A 16427-nucleotide genomic window follows, 5' to 3' on the forward strand; every position below is an offset into this window, starting at 1 on the left:
CTCCTCACATCCGCTGCAGCAACTCGACCGAGTCCGCCGGGGACAGGGCCTGCGAGCGCATCTTGGCATAGCGCATCTGCATGACGCTCACTGCTTCCCGGTCGGAGATCAGCTGCCCGGTCTTCTGCCCCTCCGAGTACCCCAGCCACTGACGCTCCGGGGTCTCCAGGAGCTGCATGGGCCCGTCCGTACCCGCGTGGTACGGCTGTTGCTGCGGCATGATCTGCAGCTCCACGTTCCACAGTTCCGTGCAGGCGAGGAGGTGGCCGAGCAACTCTCGGGTGACCTCCTCACCGCCCGTATGCCGCAGCAGTACCGACTCCTCGACGATGAAGCTGAACGTGACCGGCGGCCTGCGCGTCAACAGTTCCTGCCGCGCCAGCCGAGCGGCGATCCGCTCCGCGAGCTGCTCCTCCGTCGGCGGGGGCGGCACATTCAGCATCACCGCCCGGGTGTACGCCTCGGTCTGCAACAGCCCCGGCACGACCCGGCACTCGTACGTGCACAGGCTGACCGCCGTCTCCTCCAACTGTGCCCACTCCCGGAACCAGACCGCCAGCCCCCGCTCCCGCCCGACGTGCCGCGCCATGGCACGGAGCACCCCGAACGCCTCCAGTGCCTCCTCCACCCGCTCAATGAACTGGGGGGTCGGCATCCGCCGACCCTGCTCGACCGAAGCGACCGAGGCATGCGAGTAGTTGATCCGCTCGGCGAGCTGCTCCTGCGTCAGCAGGGCCCGCTCCCGGAACACCTTCAGGGCCGCCCCGAAGGCCTTGAGACTGCCGGACGATTCGAGCGTGCTGCCGTTCGCCATGGACGACGACCCCCTTGTCGCGCTTGGTGGGCACACCTTGTAGCCGTACAACGGCGCGACGGTCGGGCGCGGTTACGCGCAAGGCCCGGCCGGAGCGCGTACAAGACGTCGTGTACGGGCAGGAGCGCGCGAGGGTTCGTTCCGTCAGACCGGCACGGCCTCCCGCGCTGCCCCATCCACCAACTCCCGCAACTTCTCCCGCGTCTCGGGGTCCGTCGAATACACCACAGTGCCCACCATCCCCCGCGTCAGCAGCACCTTGTAGGTGTTGCGGATCAGCCGGTCCACGTCGGCGTCCGGGGTGGACTTCTTGAACACCGGGTCCTTCGACTGCGTACGGTCTGTGACCCACTGGTCGCCCCGCCAGACCAGATCCGGGCCGATGATGACGCCGGACCAGTCGTACTCGAAGCCCTGGGCCGTGTATACGCATCCGACCTGGCCGAAACCGGCCGGGTCGGTGGCCCACAGGGCGGCCGGGGGTGCGCCCGAGACCGAACGGTCGCCTCGGAGGTTCCAGGGGCGGGCCCAGTCACCGATCACGACGTCCGCCGGGAGCGGTTCACCCGGCTTGGGTTCCGGCGACCAGCGCCAGCAGTAGCCCGCCGACATGCGGGCACCATAGCCCTGAGCGCGGCGTGCTTGGAGGAACGCCTCCATCTCCTCGGGGCTGTCGGCGACCAGGAGTTGCATGCGGTCGTCGGGGTCCCAGGGGACAGGCCCGCCCGGCTCCAGGCCGAGGAGGCGGACAACCCAGCGCACGTAGGCGTCGCTGCCGCCGCAGCGAAACTGGCTGTCCAGCGGTACGACGTGGCACGGAAGTCCCCGCCTCGCGGCTGCCGCCTTGATGTCGGCCACGGTTCCCATCTCGCCGGGCCGCACCACCTGGTGCTCGTCGAGGAAGAAGACGGGCACGTAGGCGACATCGATGAGTTCGTCGATCTGGGCCCTGCCCGTGCGGTGCTGGGCACTGGTGAAGCGGTTGGCGGAGGTCTCCCGGATGCGGTGGGCCTCGTCGCAGATCAGGGCTCCGAGGGAGTTCTTCTCAGCCGTCATGAAGCTGTTGAAGTACTTGAAGAGATCCTGCACGTCGCGCTTACGCTCGCCCGCGACCTTGCGCATGGTCTTGGTGAACGACTGGGAGCCGGTGGCATGGAAGGCCGGTACGCCGCGGCGGTAGAGGTCCCCCAGGAGCTGGAGCGCGATGACGCTTTTTCCCGTGCCGGGGCCACCGGTGACCACCACGACCTCTTTGTGGTCGGAGTACTTGGCCTTCTCCACGGCGTTGAGCACCATGCGGTAAGCGACCTGCTGCTCATCAAGGAGCACGAACTGCTCACGTTCGCGCACCTCCTTGGCCGCGACGGCCATCAGCTGCCTGGAAGGCACGATCTTGCCCGCGAGTAGTCCGTCGGCCGCCTGGGCACCGGGGTGCTCGTCGCTGAGTCTGGTGCGGAGGTAGGCGAGGAAGTCGCCTCGATGCTCGGCGGTGAACATCTGCCCATGGTTGTCGAGTTCGATCTCGCGCAGACCACTGGTGCCGAACTCGGTGGCGTTGTGCAGGTAGGCCACGCCGCTGACACGCTCCGGGTGCTCGGCAAACGCGCCGTTGAAGTTGACGAGGTACCGGCAGTACCGGCGTACCTGCTCAATGGGGTTGAGGACGGGATGCGTATAGGCATCGACGTGGCACAGAGTGGGGTCGTCCTCGTCCGGCGTTGCCTGGCTCCACTGCTTCAGCTCGACCACGACGTACGACGGCTCACCCGTGGCGGGGTGGACGCCGGCGAGCACCGCGTCGGCACGCTTGCTGTTCAACGGGAGCGCGTACTCGAGCAGGACCTCGACGTCGCCCAGCCCTGCGTCGTTGAGCGCAGCCGCAAGTACGGGGATGCTCCGTTCCCAGGAGCGTGCCTCGGAGGGGCCGGGTCGGTATCCGTGCATGTGGACGAACTGCTCCGTGAGATGCAGGAACAGTGAACCATCAAGGCCCATAGCGGCGACCGTCCTCGCGGACGCGCGGAACAACAAGGACTTCCCCCAGGCAGCACGAAGAGACTCGTGCGGGTGGGGGCATGTCCTTCGAGACTCCACCGGGTGGGTGGAGCGGAAGCCCGTCGGGCCGCGATGACGATGCGATCAAGAATACCTGTGCGACAGGTGGTGTGTGGAGGCTTCGGGAGGCCCGACCCTGAGCGCAAGGCACGGCGTCGGCCTTCACTGGGGCGCCGACCTCTGGGACCTCGGCCGTGCCGTCGACGGTCGGGGCGTGTCCCCGAGCTGGTGACGGGGCGGCCCTCCGCCTCACGGGGAGGGGCCGTCCCGGCCGCAACAACTGCTACCGCGCCGACACGGTCACCGGCGCATACCCGGTAGGCCGCGCCGTGAACGTGCCGCGCCCCTGGGTGCGGCTGCGCAAGCGGTCGCGTGCCCGAAGAGTTCGGCCAGCGGCACGGTGGCCGTGACAACCGCCGACCCAGCCCGGGTGACCGAGCCGGAGACCCGGCCGCGTCGGGCGGCGAGGTCACCGAGGACGCTGCCCACGGCGTCCTCGGGCACCGTGACCGTGACCTCGACGACCGGTTCCAGCAGGGCCATCGTGCTCGCACGCAGAGCACCGTGCAGGGCGAACCGGCCGGCCGTACGGAACGCCATCTCGGACGAATCCTTCACATGGGTCACGCCGTCAGCGAACTGGGCCTTCGAAGACCTCAACCATTCCGCAGAATTCGGGATGCAAATGACTCCCTCGGGAAGTAACACAGCCACCGCCCACTGCAGCGTGCCCCAAGCCCTCGCCCGACCCTCCAAGCCCTGACACGCCCTCAATCGATCAACACCCCACCAACGTGACAACGCCAGGTCCTGCCGCCGAGGCTCCGGCGTTGGGTCCGCTGACCCTGGTCGGTCTGGACGACGGCGAAGCCCCAGGTAGCTGACCTGGGGCTTCGTCTACGAGTGGAGGGCGGCCTCAAGCCCGGATCAGCCGCCGGCCAGCGTCGCCGCCACCGACTGGAACCAGGCGCCGTAGGAGAACGGCTCGGGCGGGCCGACCTCCATGCCGAGTTCGGCGGCGGCCAGGGCGTAGTCCCCCTCGTCCAGGGGGAGTGCGAGCAGCTCGTGGAGTTCGCCCACGAGGCGTGCGACCAGTTGGGGGTCGGTTGTGGCGGCGTAGTCGGTAACGGCGGCGTCGTGGTCGGGGAACTCGTCGACGATGTCCTGCGAGAACCAGCCGCCGAGCAGTTGCGCGGTTTCCGGGAAGCGTGCGTGCCACTCCCAGTGAGTCTGCGGGGACGACGGTTGGGGGACGTCGCCTTCCTCGATGCTCTTCCTCAGGTGGTCGGCCAGCACTGTCAGCCAGTCGCCGATCTCCGACTGGGGCATCCCGTTGTCCGGGATCGCGTAGAACTCGCCCAGCTGGTGTCGGATGCGGCCCGGCGGGTTGCGGCTGTACTCGCGCAGCTGGTGCTCCGCCTCCGCGATGGCCCAGGGGCGGGTGTGCCAGGTGTGCCGGAGGTAGGCGTCCAGCGCGCGGCTGCGCCGCTCCGGGGTGTCGTCGGCCGGCTGCCCCAGGTAGGCGCGCATCACCTGGTCCAGCTCGCCGTACCGGCGGTCGTGTTCGAGGGGCTTCATGGACATGTGCGGGCAGCCCCTACAGGTAGAACGGGACGGTCGTGTGGACGACGAAGCCGTGCGGGCTCGACGGCTCGCGGCGCAGCACCACGCGCGCCGCGCGGACGTCGACGGGCCCCCGCCCGGCCAGCAGGTCGCCCTCCAGCTGGACCCGGCCCACGGGCTCCTCACGGGACGGCCATGCGGCCTCGATGGTGAGGCGAGCCCGGGTGCCCTGGGCGAGCCAGCGGTGGATGACCTGCTCGTTGGCGGTCACCACCTGCTGGGTGGCCCAGTGGGCGGTCTCCCGGTCGGGGTAGGAAGCGGAGCGGGTGAGCACGGGGGGATCCTCTCAAATCACCTGGTCGGGAGCTGTATGCGTGCGGCTCAGAGGTCGGAGAAGTTCCAGAACATGCCGACCTCGGTGTCCGAGACGACGATCAGGCCGCAGTCCTCCGTGTAGACGCTGAGCGGGCTGTACGCCCAGCTCGACGACGTGAAGTCGAGCGTGCCGCGCACATGACCGGGCATCTTGATGTTGGTGTGATAGCTGGCCCCGTCCCCGTAACGCGCGAGGATCGTGCGCGCCATCTCCCGCAGTTCCTCCTCGCTCTCCGTGAAGCGCCTCAGGTTGGACAGGGTGCATCTGTCGTCCGTGATGGCCAGGAGCAGGTTCTCGGCGCTGTTCCGGTCGATCTCCTGAAGACGCGGCGCGACGTACTCCGGGGGGTGGACGACGAAGGGGTACGTAGGGGAGGCCTCGCGCTCCGGGTTCTGGGCCGCGTCGTCGAGACCGGCCCATCCCCGTGGGTCCGGGACCCGCGCCATCAGCGCGAGGACGTCGAGGACCCAGTCCTTGTGGCGGCGCGGGCCTGTGGCGTCGTACGGGTACGCGTCCTCGTACAGGTGACGCACCGCGGCTTCCCAGGAAGTCTGGTCGACGGACATGTGGTGCTGGCCTTTCTCGGTCGGCTCGGCAGGGCACCCTAGGGCCTGTAGGGCATCGACGTCATGACGGTGAACGGCGGTGTGCGACTGCTGTCGTACCTGATGCGCGTATCGATGCCCGTCACGTCGTACGCCTTGGCGTTCAGGCCGCCCTGCTTGTACCCGGACAGCGGATCGTTGAGGTCCACCGGCTGCTTGAACACGCTGCGGCCGCTGATCTCGCCGTTGGGTGCAGTCGAGTAGAACGGCTCGACCGTGCCGTCGGCCGGCGGCGGCGGGCCCTTGATCCACGCGTCGATGGCAGCCTTGTTCTGGTTGAGGTTGTATTCCGTCAGCTCCTCTGCCCGCTGATAGTTCGGGAAGGCCGAAGAGGCTCCGATTTTCGGCTTTCGGTACGGCCAGGCCGGAGTCGGACCCTGGTTCGGGTTCGCCGGCTGGTCACGCAGGCGCTGCGCCAACTGCTCGTCCGTCTTACCGACGTGCTTGTCCAGGGTGTGGCCGTCCGCCATGTACTCGTTGGCGGCAAGGTCGAGGTCGTACTTGCCGGCCGAGTCGACCTTCAGCCAGACCTGCGAGTCCTTGAACTCCTCCAGGGCCCGCATCCCGAAGCCCTGTGCCCGCGCCTCCTGGGCCTCGAACTTCGGGGCGCTCCGGTGCGCCTCGTCCAAGGGGCCCATGAGCGCGTCGAGTTTCGGAACGAGCGCGTCGACCCGTCGGTTGTACTCGGTGACGATCGCATTCAGCTTGGCGGTGTCCATGTTCAGGACGATGCCCTGGCCCAGCTGGCTCGCGCCCTTGGCGACACCTTTGACCACGCCTTTGACCAGGCCCTTGACGTCGTCCATGCCGACGCCGTCCTTGAGGTTGACCTCGACCTTGGGGATCGCGTCGCGTACGGCCTCGATGTAGACGTCCCATACCTCGCGATTGAGATAGACGGCCGCCTCGGCGAATTCGTAGAGGAGATCGCTGATTTTCTGAGCCGTGTCGAACAGCACGGTCATCACGGGGTGGTTGGCGGTCTGCGAGGAGGAGCTGTCGTGCTTCCACTTGTAGCCCTCGTGGTTCTGGCCCCACGTCGTCGTGCCCCACAGCGAACTGCAGAACTGGCGCATCGCGTCGTACCACTCACTGTTGGCCTGCTGCGTGATGCTGCTGATGTTCCCGGTCAGTCCGCTCTCCGCCATGGAGAGCGAAGTGGTCGTCGCCATCCACGCCTTGGACAGCAAGTTCAGGTAGTGCTGCTGTGGAAACGGATAGACGTCGGCGACCTTGCCCATCCGGAAGGCGTGCTTCACCACCGGCCTCAGCACGTCCCGGACCGGCTCGGGCACCCACTCGAGGAGCCTGCGGATGAAGTCGTCGCCGCCGTCGTCGTCGCCCCACTTCAGATTCGGCACGGAGCCGTAGGCGGGCGGCTTGTCGATGACCTTCGGCAACGGCTGGATGACCGGCTTGGCTTTCCCCGCGAGGTCGTTGGCCGCCTCCGCCTTCGCATAGGCATTGGCCGTCGAGGTGAAGCCGACTGCCGCACCCCCGATGCTGACGACGCTCTTGGCCCATACCTCGAGGAAGCGATTGCCCACCTTGACATACGACGTCGCGAACGCCTGGGGCGAGGTGCCGTAGCCGCCGGCGTCCGGGTACTTGTTCAGATCGTCGAGCAGGCTCTTGGCGCCTCTGTCCATCACCGTCTGCTGGCTCGCCACACCGCCGGAGACGCGGTGGAGGTCGGCCGGCTTGACGTCGATGGTGCCGTTCTGGCCCGGCGGTGGCGTCCCCATCAGCCGGCCCCCCAGCCGCGCAGCACGGCCTGGTGCGCGGCCGCATAGTTGACGTGGCTCGTGGTCGCACACTCGTGCAGCCACTTCTGAGCCGCCTGGAGGTCCTGGGCCGAGCGGTCCCACTCGTCGAGTTTGTCGACGAAGACCTCGCGGGCCTCCCCCTCCCAGGACAGCACGACCGGCACGACCCGGTCGTGCAGGTCGTCCAGACCGTCGTTGAGCTTCTTGAGGATGTCCTCCAGTTCGGCGGCGAGCTCGCGGAGGGTGGCGAAGGAGACGGTTATGTGGTCGTCGTCCGCGCTCCCGGTCGGCATGGTTTCCCCGTTTCATAGGTGTCGTCGCGGGTGCGGCAGTGAGCCTCGGAGAGGTCGTCAGAAGGAGTCGAGGCTGCTGCGCGGATGGGCGGGCCCGGTCGTCTCCGGGTTCGGTGTCGACAGCTTGTCGACCTCGCTGTCGATGTCCACCGGGATCCTCCGCAGTTGGGCCACCACGTCCAGTTCCCGTTCCGTGAAGCCGTCCCGGCTCAGACGCACGGCCTGCTCGAGGTGCCCGATCACTTCACGGATGCGCACGGCGTCCTCGGCCGCCGCCCGGTGGAACCCGCGGTACGCTCTCCCCGCCGGTCCTCGCCACCCCGCTTCGATGCGGTCGACGATCGCGTCCATTCGCCTGACCTGCTTGTTCAGGTAGTCCTGCATATCGTCGAGGTCATCGGCCAGTTTGGTGAGGTCCTGGTTCGACACCGCCAGATCGGCACCGCCCTCTTGGCCCGCGCCTGCACCACGTACGCCCATGCTTCGTACCTCCGCCCCCGTGACCTCAGCATGACAAGCCGCGCATACACAGTGATCCTAACCTCGCGCTTCCCCGAGGCCGACGCCCGGAGGCGGCCCCGCCCGCTTACGGGAGGGGCCGCCGTCGGCACTACCGCGCCGACACCGTCACCGGCGCCGGCGCGTACCCCGTCGGCCGGGCCGTGAACGTGCCCCGCCCCTGGGTGCGGCTGCGCAACCGCGTCGCGTACCCGAAGAGTTCGGCCAGCGGCACGGTCGCGGTGACCACCGCCGAGCCCGACCGGGTGGCCGAGCCGGAGACCCGGGCGCGTCGGGCGGCGAGGTCACCGAGGACGCTGCCCACGGCGTCCTCGGGCACCGTGACGGTGACCTCGACGACCGGTTCCAGCAGGGCCATCGTGCTTGCACGCAGGGCGCCCTGCAGCGCGAACCGGCCCGCCGTCCGGAACGCCATCTCGGACGAGTCCTTCACATGGGTCGCGCCGTCGGTGAGGGTGACGCGCAGCCCGGTCACCGGGTGTCCGTCGAGCGGCCCCTCGGCCAGGGCGTCCCGGCAGCCGGCCTCGACCGCCCGGACGTACTCCTGCGGCACCCGGCCGCCGACGACCGTCGAACGGAACTCGAAGCCGGTCTCCAGGGGCTCGACGTCCAGGACGACGTGCGCGAACTGGCCCGCTCCGCCGTCCTGTTTGACATGCCGGTGCACGTGCCCGGACGTACCACGCACGACCGTCTCCCGGTAGGTCACCCTCGGTCGGCCGACCTGCACATCCAGCCCGTGGGCACGCCGGAGCTTCTCCACCGCGACCTCCAGGTGCAGTTCGCCCATGCCCGAGAGGACCGTCTGCCCGGTCTCGGGATCGGTCCGCACGACCAGCGACGGATCCTCCTCGGCCAGCCGCGCCAGCGCCGTGGCCAGCCGGTCGGTGTCGGTGGAGCGTGCGGCCTCGACCGCCACGGTGACGACCGGGTCGGCGACACTCGGCGGTTCCAGGACGAGCGGCGCGCCAGGGGCGCACAGGGTCGACCCGGCGCGGGCGGACTTCAGTCCGACCACGGCGACGATGTCCCCGGCGACCGCCCGCTCCACCTGGGCGTGCCGGTCGGCCTGCACACGCAGGATCCGGCCGATCCGCTCACTGCGCCGCGCGCCCGCGTCCCACACGGTGTCCCCCTTCTCGATCGTCCCCGAGTACAGCCGCAGGTAGGTCAGCCGTCCCGTCGCCGTGGCGCTCACCTTGAACGCCAGTGCCGCGAGCGGTGCGTCCGGGTCGGCAGCCCGCTCCTGTTCCACCCCGTCGAGCGTGCCGCGCACCGGCGGTACGTCCAGCGGTGACGGCAGGTACGCCACGACCGCGTCGAGCAGCGGCTCGATCCCGCGGTTGCGGTACGCCGAACCGCACAGCACGACCACGCCGTCGCCGGTCCGGGTCAGGTCGCGCAGGGCGGAGGCAAGAGTCGCTGCCGTGAGCGTCTCCTGGTCGCAGAACTCCTCCAGCGCGGCCGGGTGCAGCTCGGCGACAGCTTCCTCCAGCAGCCGACGCCGCCGCACCGCCTCGTCCCGCAGCTCCTGCGGAACCGGCTCCTCCACGACCGCCTCGGCGCCGTCGGCCCACACCAGCGCCCGCATCCGTACCAGGTCCACCACGCCGGTGAAGCCGTCTTCCGCGCCGATGGGCAACTGCACGACCAGCGGCGCCGCATGGAGCCGCTCGCGGATCGAGGCGACGGCCGTGTCGAGGTCGGCCCCGGCGCGGTCCAGCTTGTTGACGAAGGCGATCCTCGGCACGCCGTGCCGGTCCGCCTGCCGCCACACGGACTCGCTCTGCGGCTCGACCCCGGCGACGGCGTCGAACACCGCGACCGCCCCGTCGAGCACCCGCAGCGATCGCTCCACCTCGTCGGCGAAGTCGACGTGCCCAGGTGTGTCGATCAGGTTGATCCGGTGCCCGTCCCAGTCGCAGCTGACGGCGGCGGCGAAGATGGTGATGCCACGGTCGCGTTCCTGCGGGTCGAAGTCGGTGACGGTCGTGCCGTCGTGGACCTCGCCGCGCCGGTGGGTGGTGCCGGTGGCGTAGAGGATCCGTTCCGTGACGGTGGTCTTGCCGGCGTCGACGTGGGCGAGGATGCCGAGGTTGCGAACGGTGGTCGGTCGACGATTGAGTGCGGTACGCACGGCCCATGGCCTTTCGGGACGGTTCGGTGAAAGGGCAGCGCGATTCCCGGACGAACGGGCAGGCAGGCGCCAGGCGTTGGTGTTGCGCGTGGCTCAGTCGTTCGTCACGGGTGTCCGGTACCGGCCGCGCAGCGGGCACCGGGCGGCCGGAGACACGAGGATCACCTCGTAGCGGGAGCGGGGAACGACGACGGCGATGCGGTCACGCACGGCCCGGCTCCCCTCACTCGACTCGCTGTTCGGAACGTGGCGAGTGTAGGGAACCGGGTGGGCGCGGGGCACCGGATTTTTTCGAGGTCTACGTCCGGCCCTCGTCCGGTGTGTAGAAGCGCGCCCGGACCCGCCGCAGCCACGCCTCCGCGGCCGTTTCGTCGGGCTGTTCGGGCAGTACGCTGCGGGACTCGTCGAAGGCCGCCTCGAAACGGCGCAGCAGCGGCAGCGCGGCCGCGGGGTCCGCGGCGACGTGCTCACCGAAGCTGTGGTAGCTCTCGGGGTCCTCGACCCGGATGGTCAACTGCCCAGTGGTGTAGAGCTCGTAGCCCTGTTGGCACAGTCGCTTGAGGTGGCGGGCGTGCTTCGCGGTGCGTTTGCGGGTGTCCGCGGAGAACGAACCGTCGCCGCGGCTCTGGAGCTTCCTGAACTGCTGTGTGGCGTAGCCGAGATAGGCATCGCGGACCCGCCGGGCGCTCAGGAAGGACGCCCGGATGCCGATGAGCTCGTCGCCGAGCTCCGTCCGCACCTCGTACAACTCCTCCGGCAGCCAGACGAGTTCCATGACGGTCGGATTGCCGCCGAGCGCGAGCCGGCACCACTTGGCGGCCTCGTGCAGGGTGCGGTCGGGGGCCGTGGTGACGTGGGACTCCTTCGGGCCGTGCAGGCCGTGCAGGGTCTCGGTGGGGGCGGCGAACAGGCCGAGCCGGTCCACGTCGGAGCCCTTGTAGGCCAGTCCGTAGGCGGTCGAGCCGACGATGCCGGACAGCAGGATGTTCGTCACGGTCACAGGTCCCCCCGGTGTTCATCGCGCGCCCTGGTGGTACTGGCGGCGGCGGACCGTCATGATGCCGCGCTGCCCCGGCGGCCGGCCTGCCATTTTCGGGCGACCGCCCGGTCACCCTCGGGTTCGTCGAGCGTTCACAGCTGCATCACGTCGAGGTCTTCAGCCGCGCCCGGCGTCGAACTAGCGTCCTGGGATCGCCCCAACCCCAACGAGTGAGGTTTCGATGTCCGCAAGACATTTCCTCGTCGGCCTGGCTCTCGTGCCGGTGCTCGCCCTCCCCACGGCCGCTCATGCAACGACCACGGACGGCCCCGGCGTACTGCCTCAGAAGTCGCACTTCGACCTGCAGGCCCACCGCGGCGGCCTCGGCATGACGACCGAGAGCACCCTGGAAGGGTTCGGCAAGGCGCTGCGGCTGGGTGTCACCACCCTGGAACTGGACACCCAGGTCACCAAGGACCGGAAGGTCGTCGTCACCCACGACCGGCAGGTCAGCGCCCAGAAGTGCCGGGACACGGCACCGGTCGTGCCGGGCGACCCGATGTACCCGTACGTCGGCAAGTACATCAAGGACCTGACGCTGGCGCAGATCCGCACCATGGACTGCGGCTACCAGCAGCTGCCCGGCTATCCCGAGCAGGAGCAGATCAAGGGCGCCCGCATGGTCGAGCTCCGGGACGTCCTGGACCTCGTCAAGAGCTACCAGGCCAGGCAGGTCACCCTCAACATCGAGACGAAGGTCGAAGCGGGAGCGCCCGAGCAGACCGCGCCGCGCGAGCTGTTCGTGCGCCGCGTGTACGAGGAGATCCGCGCCTCGGGCCTCGAGCGCCAGGTCACCATCCAGTCCTTCGACTGGGGCGCGCTGAAGGAGATGCACAGGCTCGCGCCGCGGTGGCCGCTGGTGGCGCTGACCAACTACGACTTCCTCCAGGTCGGCAAGCCCGGCGCCTCCCCCTGGCTCGGCGGGATCGACGCCGACGACTACGACGGCGACTTCGTCAGGGCGGCCGCGGCCGTCCCCGGCGTCAAGGCGCTCTCCCCCAACTACGGTTTCCCGCAGAACGGCAAGATCGGCGACCCCGGCTTCCGCTTCTACCCCGACCGCACGATGATCGCCGAGGCCCACGCGCGGGGCCTGAAGGTCGTCCCGTGGACCTGCGACGACCCGGCCACGGTGGAGGCGCTCATGGACATGGGGGTCGACGGCATCATCACGAACCATCCGGACCGTGTCCGGCAGATCATGGCCGACCGCGGGATGCGGCTGCCGAAGGCGTACTTCCCACGCCACTGACACACACGGCGAGGGCACGCGGACACGGCACACGACTCGTGCGGGCCGAGCGAAGGCTCCGCCCGCACGAGTCGTCAGGCGACAGAGACCCGCGAGTCAGCCGCGCGAGGTCGTTTCCCTGACCCAGGGCAGCGCGAACCGCTCCAACAGCACCAAAGCGAAGTAGAGCAGGATGCTCATCAACCCGATCAGGATGATCGCGGCCCAGGCGGTGGCGGTGTCGCCGACGCCGCCGGCCTGCACGATCAGATAGCCCAGCCCGGTCTCACCGGCCTGGAACTCGCCGATGACCGCGCCGATCGCGGCGAGCGGCATGGCCACCTTCAGCCCGACGAAGATCTGCGGCAGCGCGGCGGGCAACCGTACCTTCCGGAACGCCTGCCAGCGCGAGGCGTCCAGCGAGCGCGCCAACTCGGCCAGGTCCGCCGGGGTCGACGTCAGGCCGGTCACGGTGGACAGCACGATGGGGAAGAAGCAGAGCAGGAAGACCATGGTCAGGACCGGCTTCTGCCCCCAGCCGAGCGCCCCCACCAACAGCGGCCCGAGCGCGATCTTCGGAACCGCGTTGACGGCGACCAGCAGCGGCGTGAACATCCGCTCCAGTGTCCGCGAGCCCGCCAGTGACAGTCCGATCAGAACTCCGCAGGCGCTGGAGAGAACGAACCCGACAACCGTCTCCACCGTGGTGTCGCCGGTGTGTTCCAGGAACTGGGCCGGGGCCGCGGTGAACGCCGAGAGCACGGCACCGGGCGGAGGGAGCACTGCCGGGTGGATCACCGCCAGCGCCGACGTGAGAAGCCACCACACGCCGAGGGCGACCAGCAGCCCGGCCAAGGGCAGCAGCACTACGCCGATGCCCGTCCTGCGCTGTGGTCCGACTCGCGGCACGGGCACCGGCTCCGGGGCCGCCGCCGGGGCCTGCTGCGGCTTCGGGAGTCCGGTCATCCCATCCTTCTCCCAGCGCGGCGTGATCAGGCTTTCGGTACCAGGTCGAAGTCGATGATCTGCTCAGGGGTCATCCCCTGCGGCAGTGCGCCCGCGTCCTGCAGGATCGCGATGCTCTTCGCGACCCGTCCGGAGTCCAGTGTCCCGATCGCCGTGCCGGAAGCGCCTGGCGTGACGTACGCGGCCATCAACTCCAACTCGGCGGCCGCGGCGGCCGGATTCGTGGCGTCCACGTTCCGCTTCAGGATCTCGGCGGCCTCCTTGGAGTTGGCGAGGCTGTACTCCAAGCCTTTGAGCAGGGCGGTGGTGAACCGCTTCACCATCTCCGGATCCTGCTCGGCGATCTTCTTCGACGTGATCAACACGTTTCCGTAGAGATCGGGCATCACGTCGCTGTACGGCAGCAGGACCGCCTTCTTCTTGGTCACCGCCTCGATGGTCGGCTTGCCCACCACGAACTGGCCGATGCCGTCCACCGAGCCGCTGGCGAGCGTGCCCATCAGGGTCTGTGCCTCGCCGTTGACCCAGGTCACCTTGCCGGCGTCCACTCCGGCCAGTCGAGCGTACGTCGGAAAGAGGTTGCGCACGACAGAGCCGGGCGTGTCGGCGAGCCGTTTGCCCTCGATGTCCTTCGGTGCGGCGATGCCGCTGCCCTCGGTGGTGGCGATGGCGGCCATGGTGCGCTGCTGGATGGCGGCCACCGCGACGAAGTCCTTCGCCTGACCGCTGCCCATGTGCAGCAGACCGCCCGTCAGGTCGATCGGGCCGAACTGCGCCTGGCCACCCACGACGGCCGGAATCACGCCGCCGGTGCCCTGGCCCGGCTTGATCTCCACGTCGAAGCCGGCCTCTTCGAAGAACCCCTTGTCCTTCGCGACCCAGACGTACGCGTCCCGGCCGAAGTTGCCGAACGACGTCAGGTAGGTCACCTTCTCCAGCGCCTCGGCGTCCGCACCGGCACCTGCGTCGGAATCCGAGCCGCCACACCCCGACACCAGCGCCAGCACCGTGGCCAGGGCCACCGCGGCGACCGTACGGGGGAACCTGTTCATGCGCACAGTGTTGTCCTTTCCGACCGCCGGCCGCGCCGGCGGAGGGGCGTCGAGACAGAACGGCGTGACGGAACCGCCGGGGGCATGACACTCGGTGCGGGCAACAGCGTACGAGAGCCGGGTAGTTGTGGGCCAGGTGTGGGGAATCACCGACAGGACGACAGGTACCGCTGAGTGGCCTGCTCCGGGTAACCTGACCGGGCGTTACGAACCGGCCGGCATGGCGATCGCCAGTGGATGGGGAGACCGCCGGATGATCAGACTCACCGGTGTGTCCCGGAGCTTCACCAGCCGGTCCGGTTCGACGGTGGCGCTCCAGGACATCGGCCTTCACATTGCCGAGGGTGAGTTCGTGGCGGTGGTGGGCCGGTCCGGGTGCGGCAAGTCCACACTGCTCCGGCTGATCGCCGGGCTGCTGCCGGTCACCGAGGGCGAGATCACCATCGGCGGCGAGCGAGTCACCGGAGCCCGGCGGGATGTCGCCATGCTGTTCCAGCGGCCGGCCCTGCTGCCCTGGCGGTCCGTCCTCGACAACGTCATGCTGCCCGTGGAGATCTTCGGCTGGAGCAAGGCCGAGCACCGCGACCGGGCGTACCGGCTGCTGGAGACGGCCGGACTGAGCGGCTTCGAGAAGCACCGGCCGCACGAGCTCTCCGGCGGTATGCAGCAACGAGTCGCACTGTGCCGGTCGCTGATGGGCGAGCCCCGGGTGCTGCTCATGGACGAGCCGTTCTCCGCACTCGACGCGCTGACCCGCGCGGACCTCGCGGTGGAGCTGCAGCGCATCCACATCGAGAACTCGGCCACAGTCGTCTTTGTCACCCACTCGACAGACGAGGCCGTGCTGCTCGCCGACCGGGTGGTGGTGCTCAGCCCGCGGCCGGGCCGGATCCGCAAGATCGTCGACATCGCCATTCCCCGGCCGAGGACGCTGGGCCGAACTGCGCACCTCGGCGAAGTGGCCCGGTGCAGTGCCGATCTGCACGAGCTGCTGATGGAACGGGACGTGTTCACGTCGACCGAGACGGAGGGGCGATGACCCTGCGGATCTGTGTCTTCACCGAGCCGCACCGCGGTGCCGACTACGAGGATCAGCTGCGCTTTGTGCGACTCGTCGAAGCCGGCGGGTTCGAGGGCTTCTTCCGGGCCGATCACTACCAGGCGATGGGCGCCGATCCCGGGCTGCCCGGCCCCACCGACGCGTGGCTCACGCTGGGCGCGCTCGCCCGGGAGACCTCCCGGATCCGGCTGGGCACCCTGGTCACCTCGGCCACCTTCCGGCTGCCGGGCCCGCTGGCCGTGACGGTGGCGCAGGTCGACCGGATGAGCGGGGGGCGGGTCGAGCTGGGCATCGGCGCCGGATGGTACGAACGGGAACACACCTCGTACGGCATCCCGTTCCCGTCCGCCCCGGAACGCTTCGACCGGCTGGAGGAGCAGCTGGCGGTGATCACCGGACTGTGGCGGACACCGGTCGGCGAGAGCTTCAGCTACCGCGGCGACCACTACCAACTGGTCGACGCGCCCGCCCTGCCGAAGCCCGTGCAGGTGCCGGCGCCGCCGGTCATCGTCGGGGGCCGCGGCCCCAAGCGCACCCCGGAGCTGGCCGCTCGGTATGCCGACGAGTTCAACATGCCCTTCAAGTCGGTGGCAGAGACTGCCCGGGCCTACCAACGGGTTGCCGAGGCATGCGACCGGACCGGCCGGGCCGTCGCCGGTCAGGCACCGCTGGTGCTCTCGGCCGGTGTCGTGGTCGCAATCGGCCGTACCGACGCGGAGGCGCAACGGCGTGCCGCCCCGCTGCACGTCAAGAGCGCGCTGCCGCCGGAGGATCCGGTGGTCGGCTCCCCGGCCCAGCTCGTGGAGCGGCTCGGCGAGTTCTCCGCGATCGGCGCAAGCCGTATCCATCTCCGACTGACCGACTTCACCGACCTCGACCACCTGGAACTCATCGCCGGTGAGGTGCTCCCGCAGCTGTAGCACGTGAAAACCGAGGTGTCTTGTTCCCGAA

The 16427-nt window shown here is 69.3% G+C and carries 15 protein-coding genes and 1 pseudogene; 3 read left to right on the forward strand and 13 right to left on the reverse strand.

Annotated elements, in window-relative coordinates; all coding sequences use genetic code 11:
• Positions 1 to 4: 4 nt before the first annotated feature.
• The 11 genes and pseudogenes from ACFV7R_RS03040 to ACFV7R_RS03090 all read right to left on the reverse strand — a co-directional run bounded on the left by ACFV7R_RS03040 (position 5) and on the right by ACFV7R_RS03090 (position 11128).
• Positions 5 to 814, reverse strand: coding sequence for a Scr1 family TA system antitoxin-like transcriptional regulator (locus ACFV7R_RS03040; protein WP_385259212.1), 810 nt, complete (start codon positions 812 to 814; stop codon positions 5 to 7).
• Positions 815 to 958: 144 nt separating this feature from the next.
• Positions 959 to 2845, reverse strand: coding sequence for a DNA/RNA helicase domain-containing protein (locus ACFV7R_RS03045; RefSeq protein ID WP_385259215.1), 1887 nt, complete (start codon positions 2843 to 2845; stop codon positions 959 to 961).
• A gap of 307 nt (positions 2846 to 3152) precedes the next feature.
• Positions 3153 to 3502, reverse strand: a pseudogene (fusA, locus tag ACFV7R_RS03050) (elongation factor G); the annotation flags it as partial.
• A 294-nt stretch (positions 3503 to 3796) separates the two neighbouring features.
• A complete protein-coding gene (locus ACFV7R_RS03055) occupies positions 3797 to 4453 on the reverse strand; it encodes a contact-dependent growth inhibition system immunity protein (protein WP_385259218.1) in 657 nt (218 codons plus the stop codon).
• Between the two features lie 13 nt (positions 4454 to 4466).
• On the reverse strand, positions 4467 to 4766 hold the full coding sequence (locus ACFV7R_RS03060) for an RNase A-like domain-containing protein (RefSeq protein ID WP_385259221.1): 300 nt from the start codon (positions 4764 to 4766) through the stop codon (positions 4467 to 4469).
• Positions 4767 to 4813: 47 nt separating this feature from the next.
• Positions 4814 to 5374, reverse strand: a complete 561-nt coding sequence (locus ACFV7R_RS03065) for a hypothetical protein (protein WP_385259224.1) — start codon at positions 5372 to 5374, stop codon at positions 4814 to 4816.
• A gap of 38 nt (positions 5375 to 5412) precedes the next feature.
• Positions 5413 to 7158 carry an RNase A-like domain-containing protein gene (locus tag ACFV7R_RS03070; protein WP_385259226.1) on the reverse strand — a complete coding sequence of 582 codons (1746 nt, stop codon included), beginning with the start codon at positions 7156 to 7158 and terminating at the stop codon, positions 5413 to 5415.
• Positions 7158 to 7472 (reverse strand): WXG100 family type VII secretion target, encoded by a 315-nt coding sequence (locus ACFV7R_RS03075; protein ID WP_385259229.1) that lies wholly within the window; start codon positions 7470 to 7472, stop codon positions 7158 to 7160. The genes ACFV7R_RS03070 and ACFV7R_RS03075 overlap by 1 nt, the downstream gene beginning before the upstream one ends.
• Positions 7473 to 7529: 57 nt before the next feature.
• Positions 7530 to 7952 (reverse strand): WXG100 family type VII secretion target, encoded by a 423-nt coding sequence (locus tag ACFV7R_RS03080; protein ID WP_385259232.1) that lies wholly within the window; start codon positions 7950 to 7952, stop codon positions 7530 to 7532.
• 130 nt (positions 7953 to 8082) lie between these two features.
• Positions 8083 to 10128, reverse strand: coding sequence for an elongation factor G (gene fusA / locus ACFV7R_RS03085; RefSeq protein WP_385259234.1), 2046 nt, complete (start codon positions 10126 to 10128; stop codon positions 8083 to 8085).
• Positions 10129 to 10426: 298 nt separating this feature from the next.
• The gene (locus tag ACFV7R_RS03090; RefSeq protein ID WP_385259237.1) at positions 10427 to 11128 is read right to left on the reverse strand and encodes a DNA polymerase beta superfamily protein; all 702 of its coding nucleotides are present in this window, start codon (positions 11126 to 11128) and stop codon (positions 10427 to 10429) included.
• A 220-nt stretch (positions 11129 to 11348) separates the two neighbouring features.
• Here ACFV7R_RS03090 and ACFV7R_RS03095 point away from each other — a divergent pair, with 220 nt between their 5' ends.
• Entirely contained in the window at positions 11349 to 12419 is a 1071-nt protein-coding gene (locus ACFV7R_RS03095) for a glycerophosphodiester phosphodiesterase family protein (RefSeq protein WP_385259240.1), read from the forward strand.
• Positions 12420 to 12515: 96 nt separating this feature from the next.
• Here the strand turns inward: ACFV7R_RS03095 and ACFV7R_RS03100 are convergent, their stop codons facing one another.
• Both ACFV7R_RS03100 and ACFV7R_RS03105 read right to left on the reverse strand, forming a co-directional pair.
• The gene (locus ACFV7R_RS03100) at positions 12516 to 13364 is read right to left on the reverse strand and encodes an ABC transporter permease (RefSeq protein ID WP_385259243.1); all 849 of its coding nucleotides are present in this window, start codon (positions 13362 to 13364) and stop codon (positions 12516 to 12518) included.
• A gap of 26 nt (positions 13365 to 13390) precedes the next feature.
• Positions 13391 to 14416 (reverse strand): ABC transporter substrate-binding protein, encoded by a 1026-nt coding sequence (locus tag ACFV7R_RS03105; RefSeq protein ID WP_385259245.1) that lies wholly within the window; start codon positions 14414 to 14416, stop codon positions 13391 to 13393.
• Positions 14417 to 14669: 253 nt separating this feature from the next.
• Here ACFV7R_RS03105 and ACFV7R_RS03110 point away from each other — a divergent pair, with 253 nt between their 5' ends.
• Together ACFV7R_RS03110 and ACFV7R_RS03115 are read left to right on the forward strand one after the other, a co-directional pair.
• Positions 14670 to 15455: an ABC transporter ATP-binding protein gene (locus ACFV7R_RS03110; protein WP_385259247.1), complete on the forward strand. Its 786-nt coding sequence runs from the start codon at positions 14670 to 14672 to the stop codon at positions 15453 to 15455.
• A complete protein-coding gene (locus ACFV7R_RS03115; RefSeq protein WP_385259249.1) occupies positions 15452 to 16396 on the forward strand; it encodes an LLM class F420-dependent oxidoreductase in 945 nt (314 codons plus the stop codon). The genes ACFV7R_RS03110 and ACFV7R_RS03115 overlap by 4 nt, the downstream gene beginning before the upstream one ends.
• The last annotated feature ends 31 nt before the right edge of the window (positions 16397 to 16427 follow it).

It is taken from the genome of Streptomyces sp. NPDC059866, assembly GCF_042731325.1.
Taxonomy (GTDB): domain Bacteria; phylum Actinomycetota; class Actinomycetes; order Streptomycetales; family Streptomycetaceae; genus Streptomyces; species Streptomyces flavusporus.

What these genes read in the sequence shown, in the direction of transcription:
- ACFV7R_RS03055 (WP_385259218.1), bottom strand. Translation starts at nt 4,453, where the DNA reads ATGTCCATGAAGCCCCTCGAACACGACCGCCGGTACGGCGAGCTGGAC.
- ACFV7R_RS03065 (WP_385259224.1), bottom strand. Translation starts at nt 5,374, where the DNA reads ATGTCCGTCGACCAGACTTCCTGGGAAGCCGCGGTGCGTCACCTGTAC.
- ACFV7R_RS03100 (WP_385259243.1), bottom strand. Translation starts at nt 13,364, where the DNA reads ATGACCGGACTCCCGAAGCCGCAGCAGGCCCCGGCGGCGGCCCCGGAG.
- ACFV7R_RS03070 (WP_385259226.1), bottom strand. Translation starts at nt 7,158, where the DNA reads ATGGGGACGCCACCGCCGGGCCAGAACGGCACCATCGACGTCAAGCCG.
- ACFV7R_RS03105 (WP_385259245.1), bottom strand. Translation starts at nt 14,416, where the DNA reads ATGAACAGGTTCCCCCGTACGGTCGCCGCGGTGGCCCTGGCCACGGTG.
- ACFV7R_RS03040 (WP_385259212.1), bottom strand. Translation starts at nt 814, where the DNA reads ATGGCGAACGGCAGCACGCTCGAATCGTCCGGCAGTCTCAAGGCCTTC.
- ACFV7R_RS03080 (WP_385259232.1), bottom strand. Translation starts at nt 7,952, where the DNA reads ATGGGCGTACGTGGTGCAGGCGCGGGCCAAGAGGGCGGTGCCGATCTG.
- ACFV7R_RS03095 (WP_385259240.1), top strand. Translation starts at nt 11,349, where the DNA reads ATGTCCGCAAGACATTTCCTCGTCGGCCTGGCTCTCGTGCCGGTGCTC.
- ACFV7R_RS03075 (WP_385259229.1), bottom strand. Translation starts at nt 7,472, where the DNA reads ATGCCGACCGGGAGCGCGGACGACGACCACATAACCGTCTCCTTCGCC.
- ACFV7R_RS03115 (WP_385259249.1), top strand. Translation starts at nt 15,452, where the DNA reads ATGACCCTGCGGATCTGTGTCTTCACCGAGCCGCACCGCGGTGCCGAC.
- ACFV7R_RS03110 (WP_385259247.1), top strand. Translation starts at nt 14,670, where the DNA reads ATGATCAGACTCACCGGTGTGTCCCGGAGCTTCACCAGCCGGTCCGGT.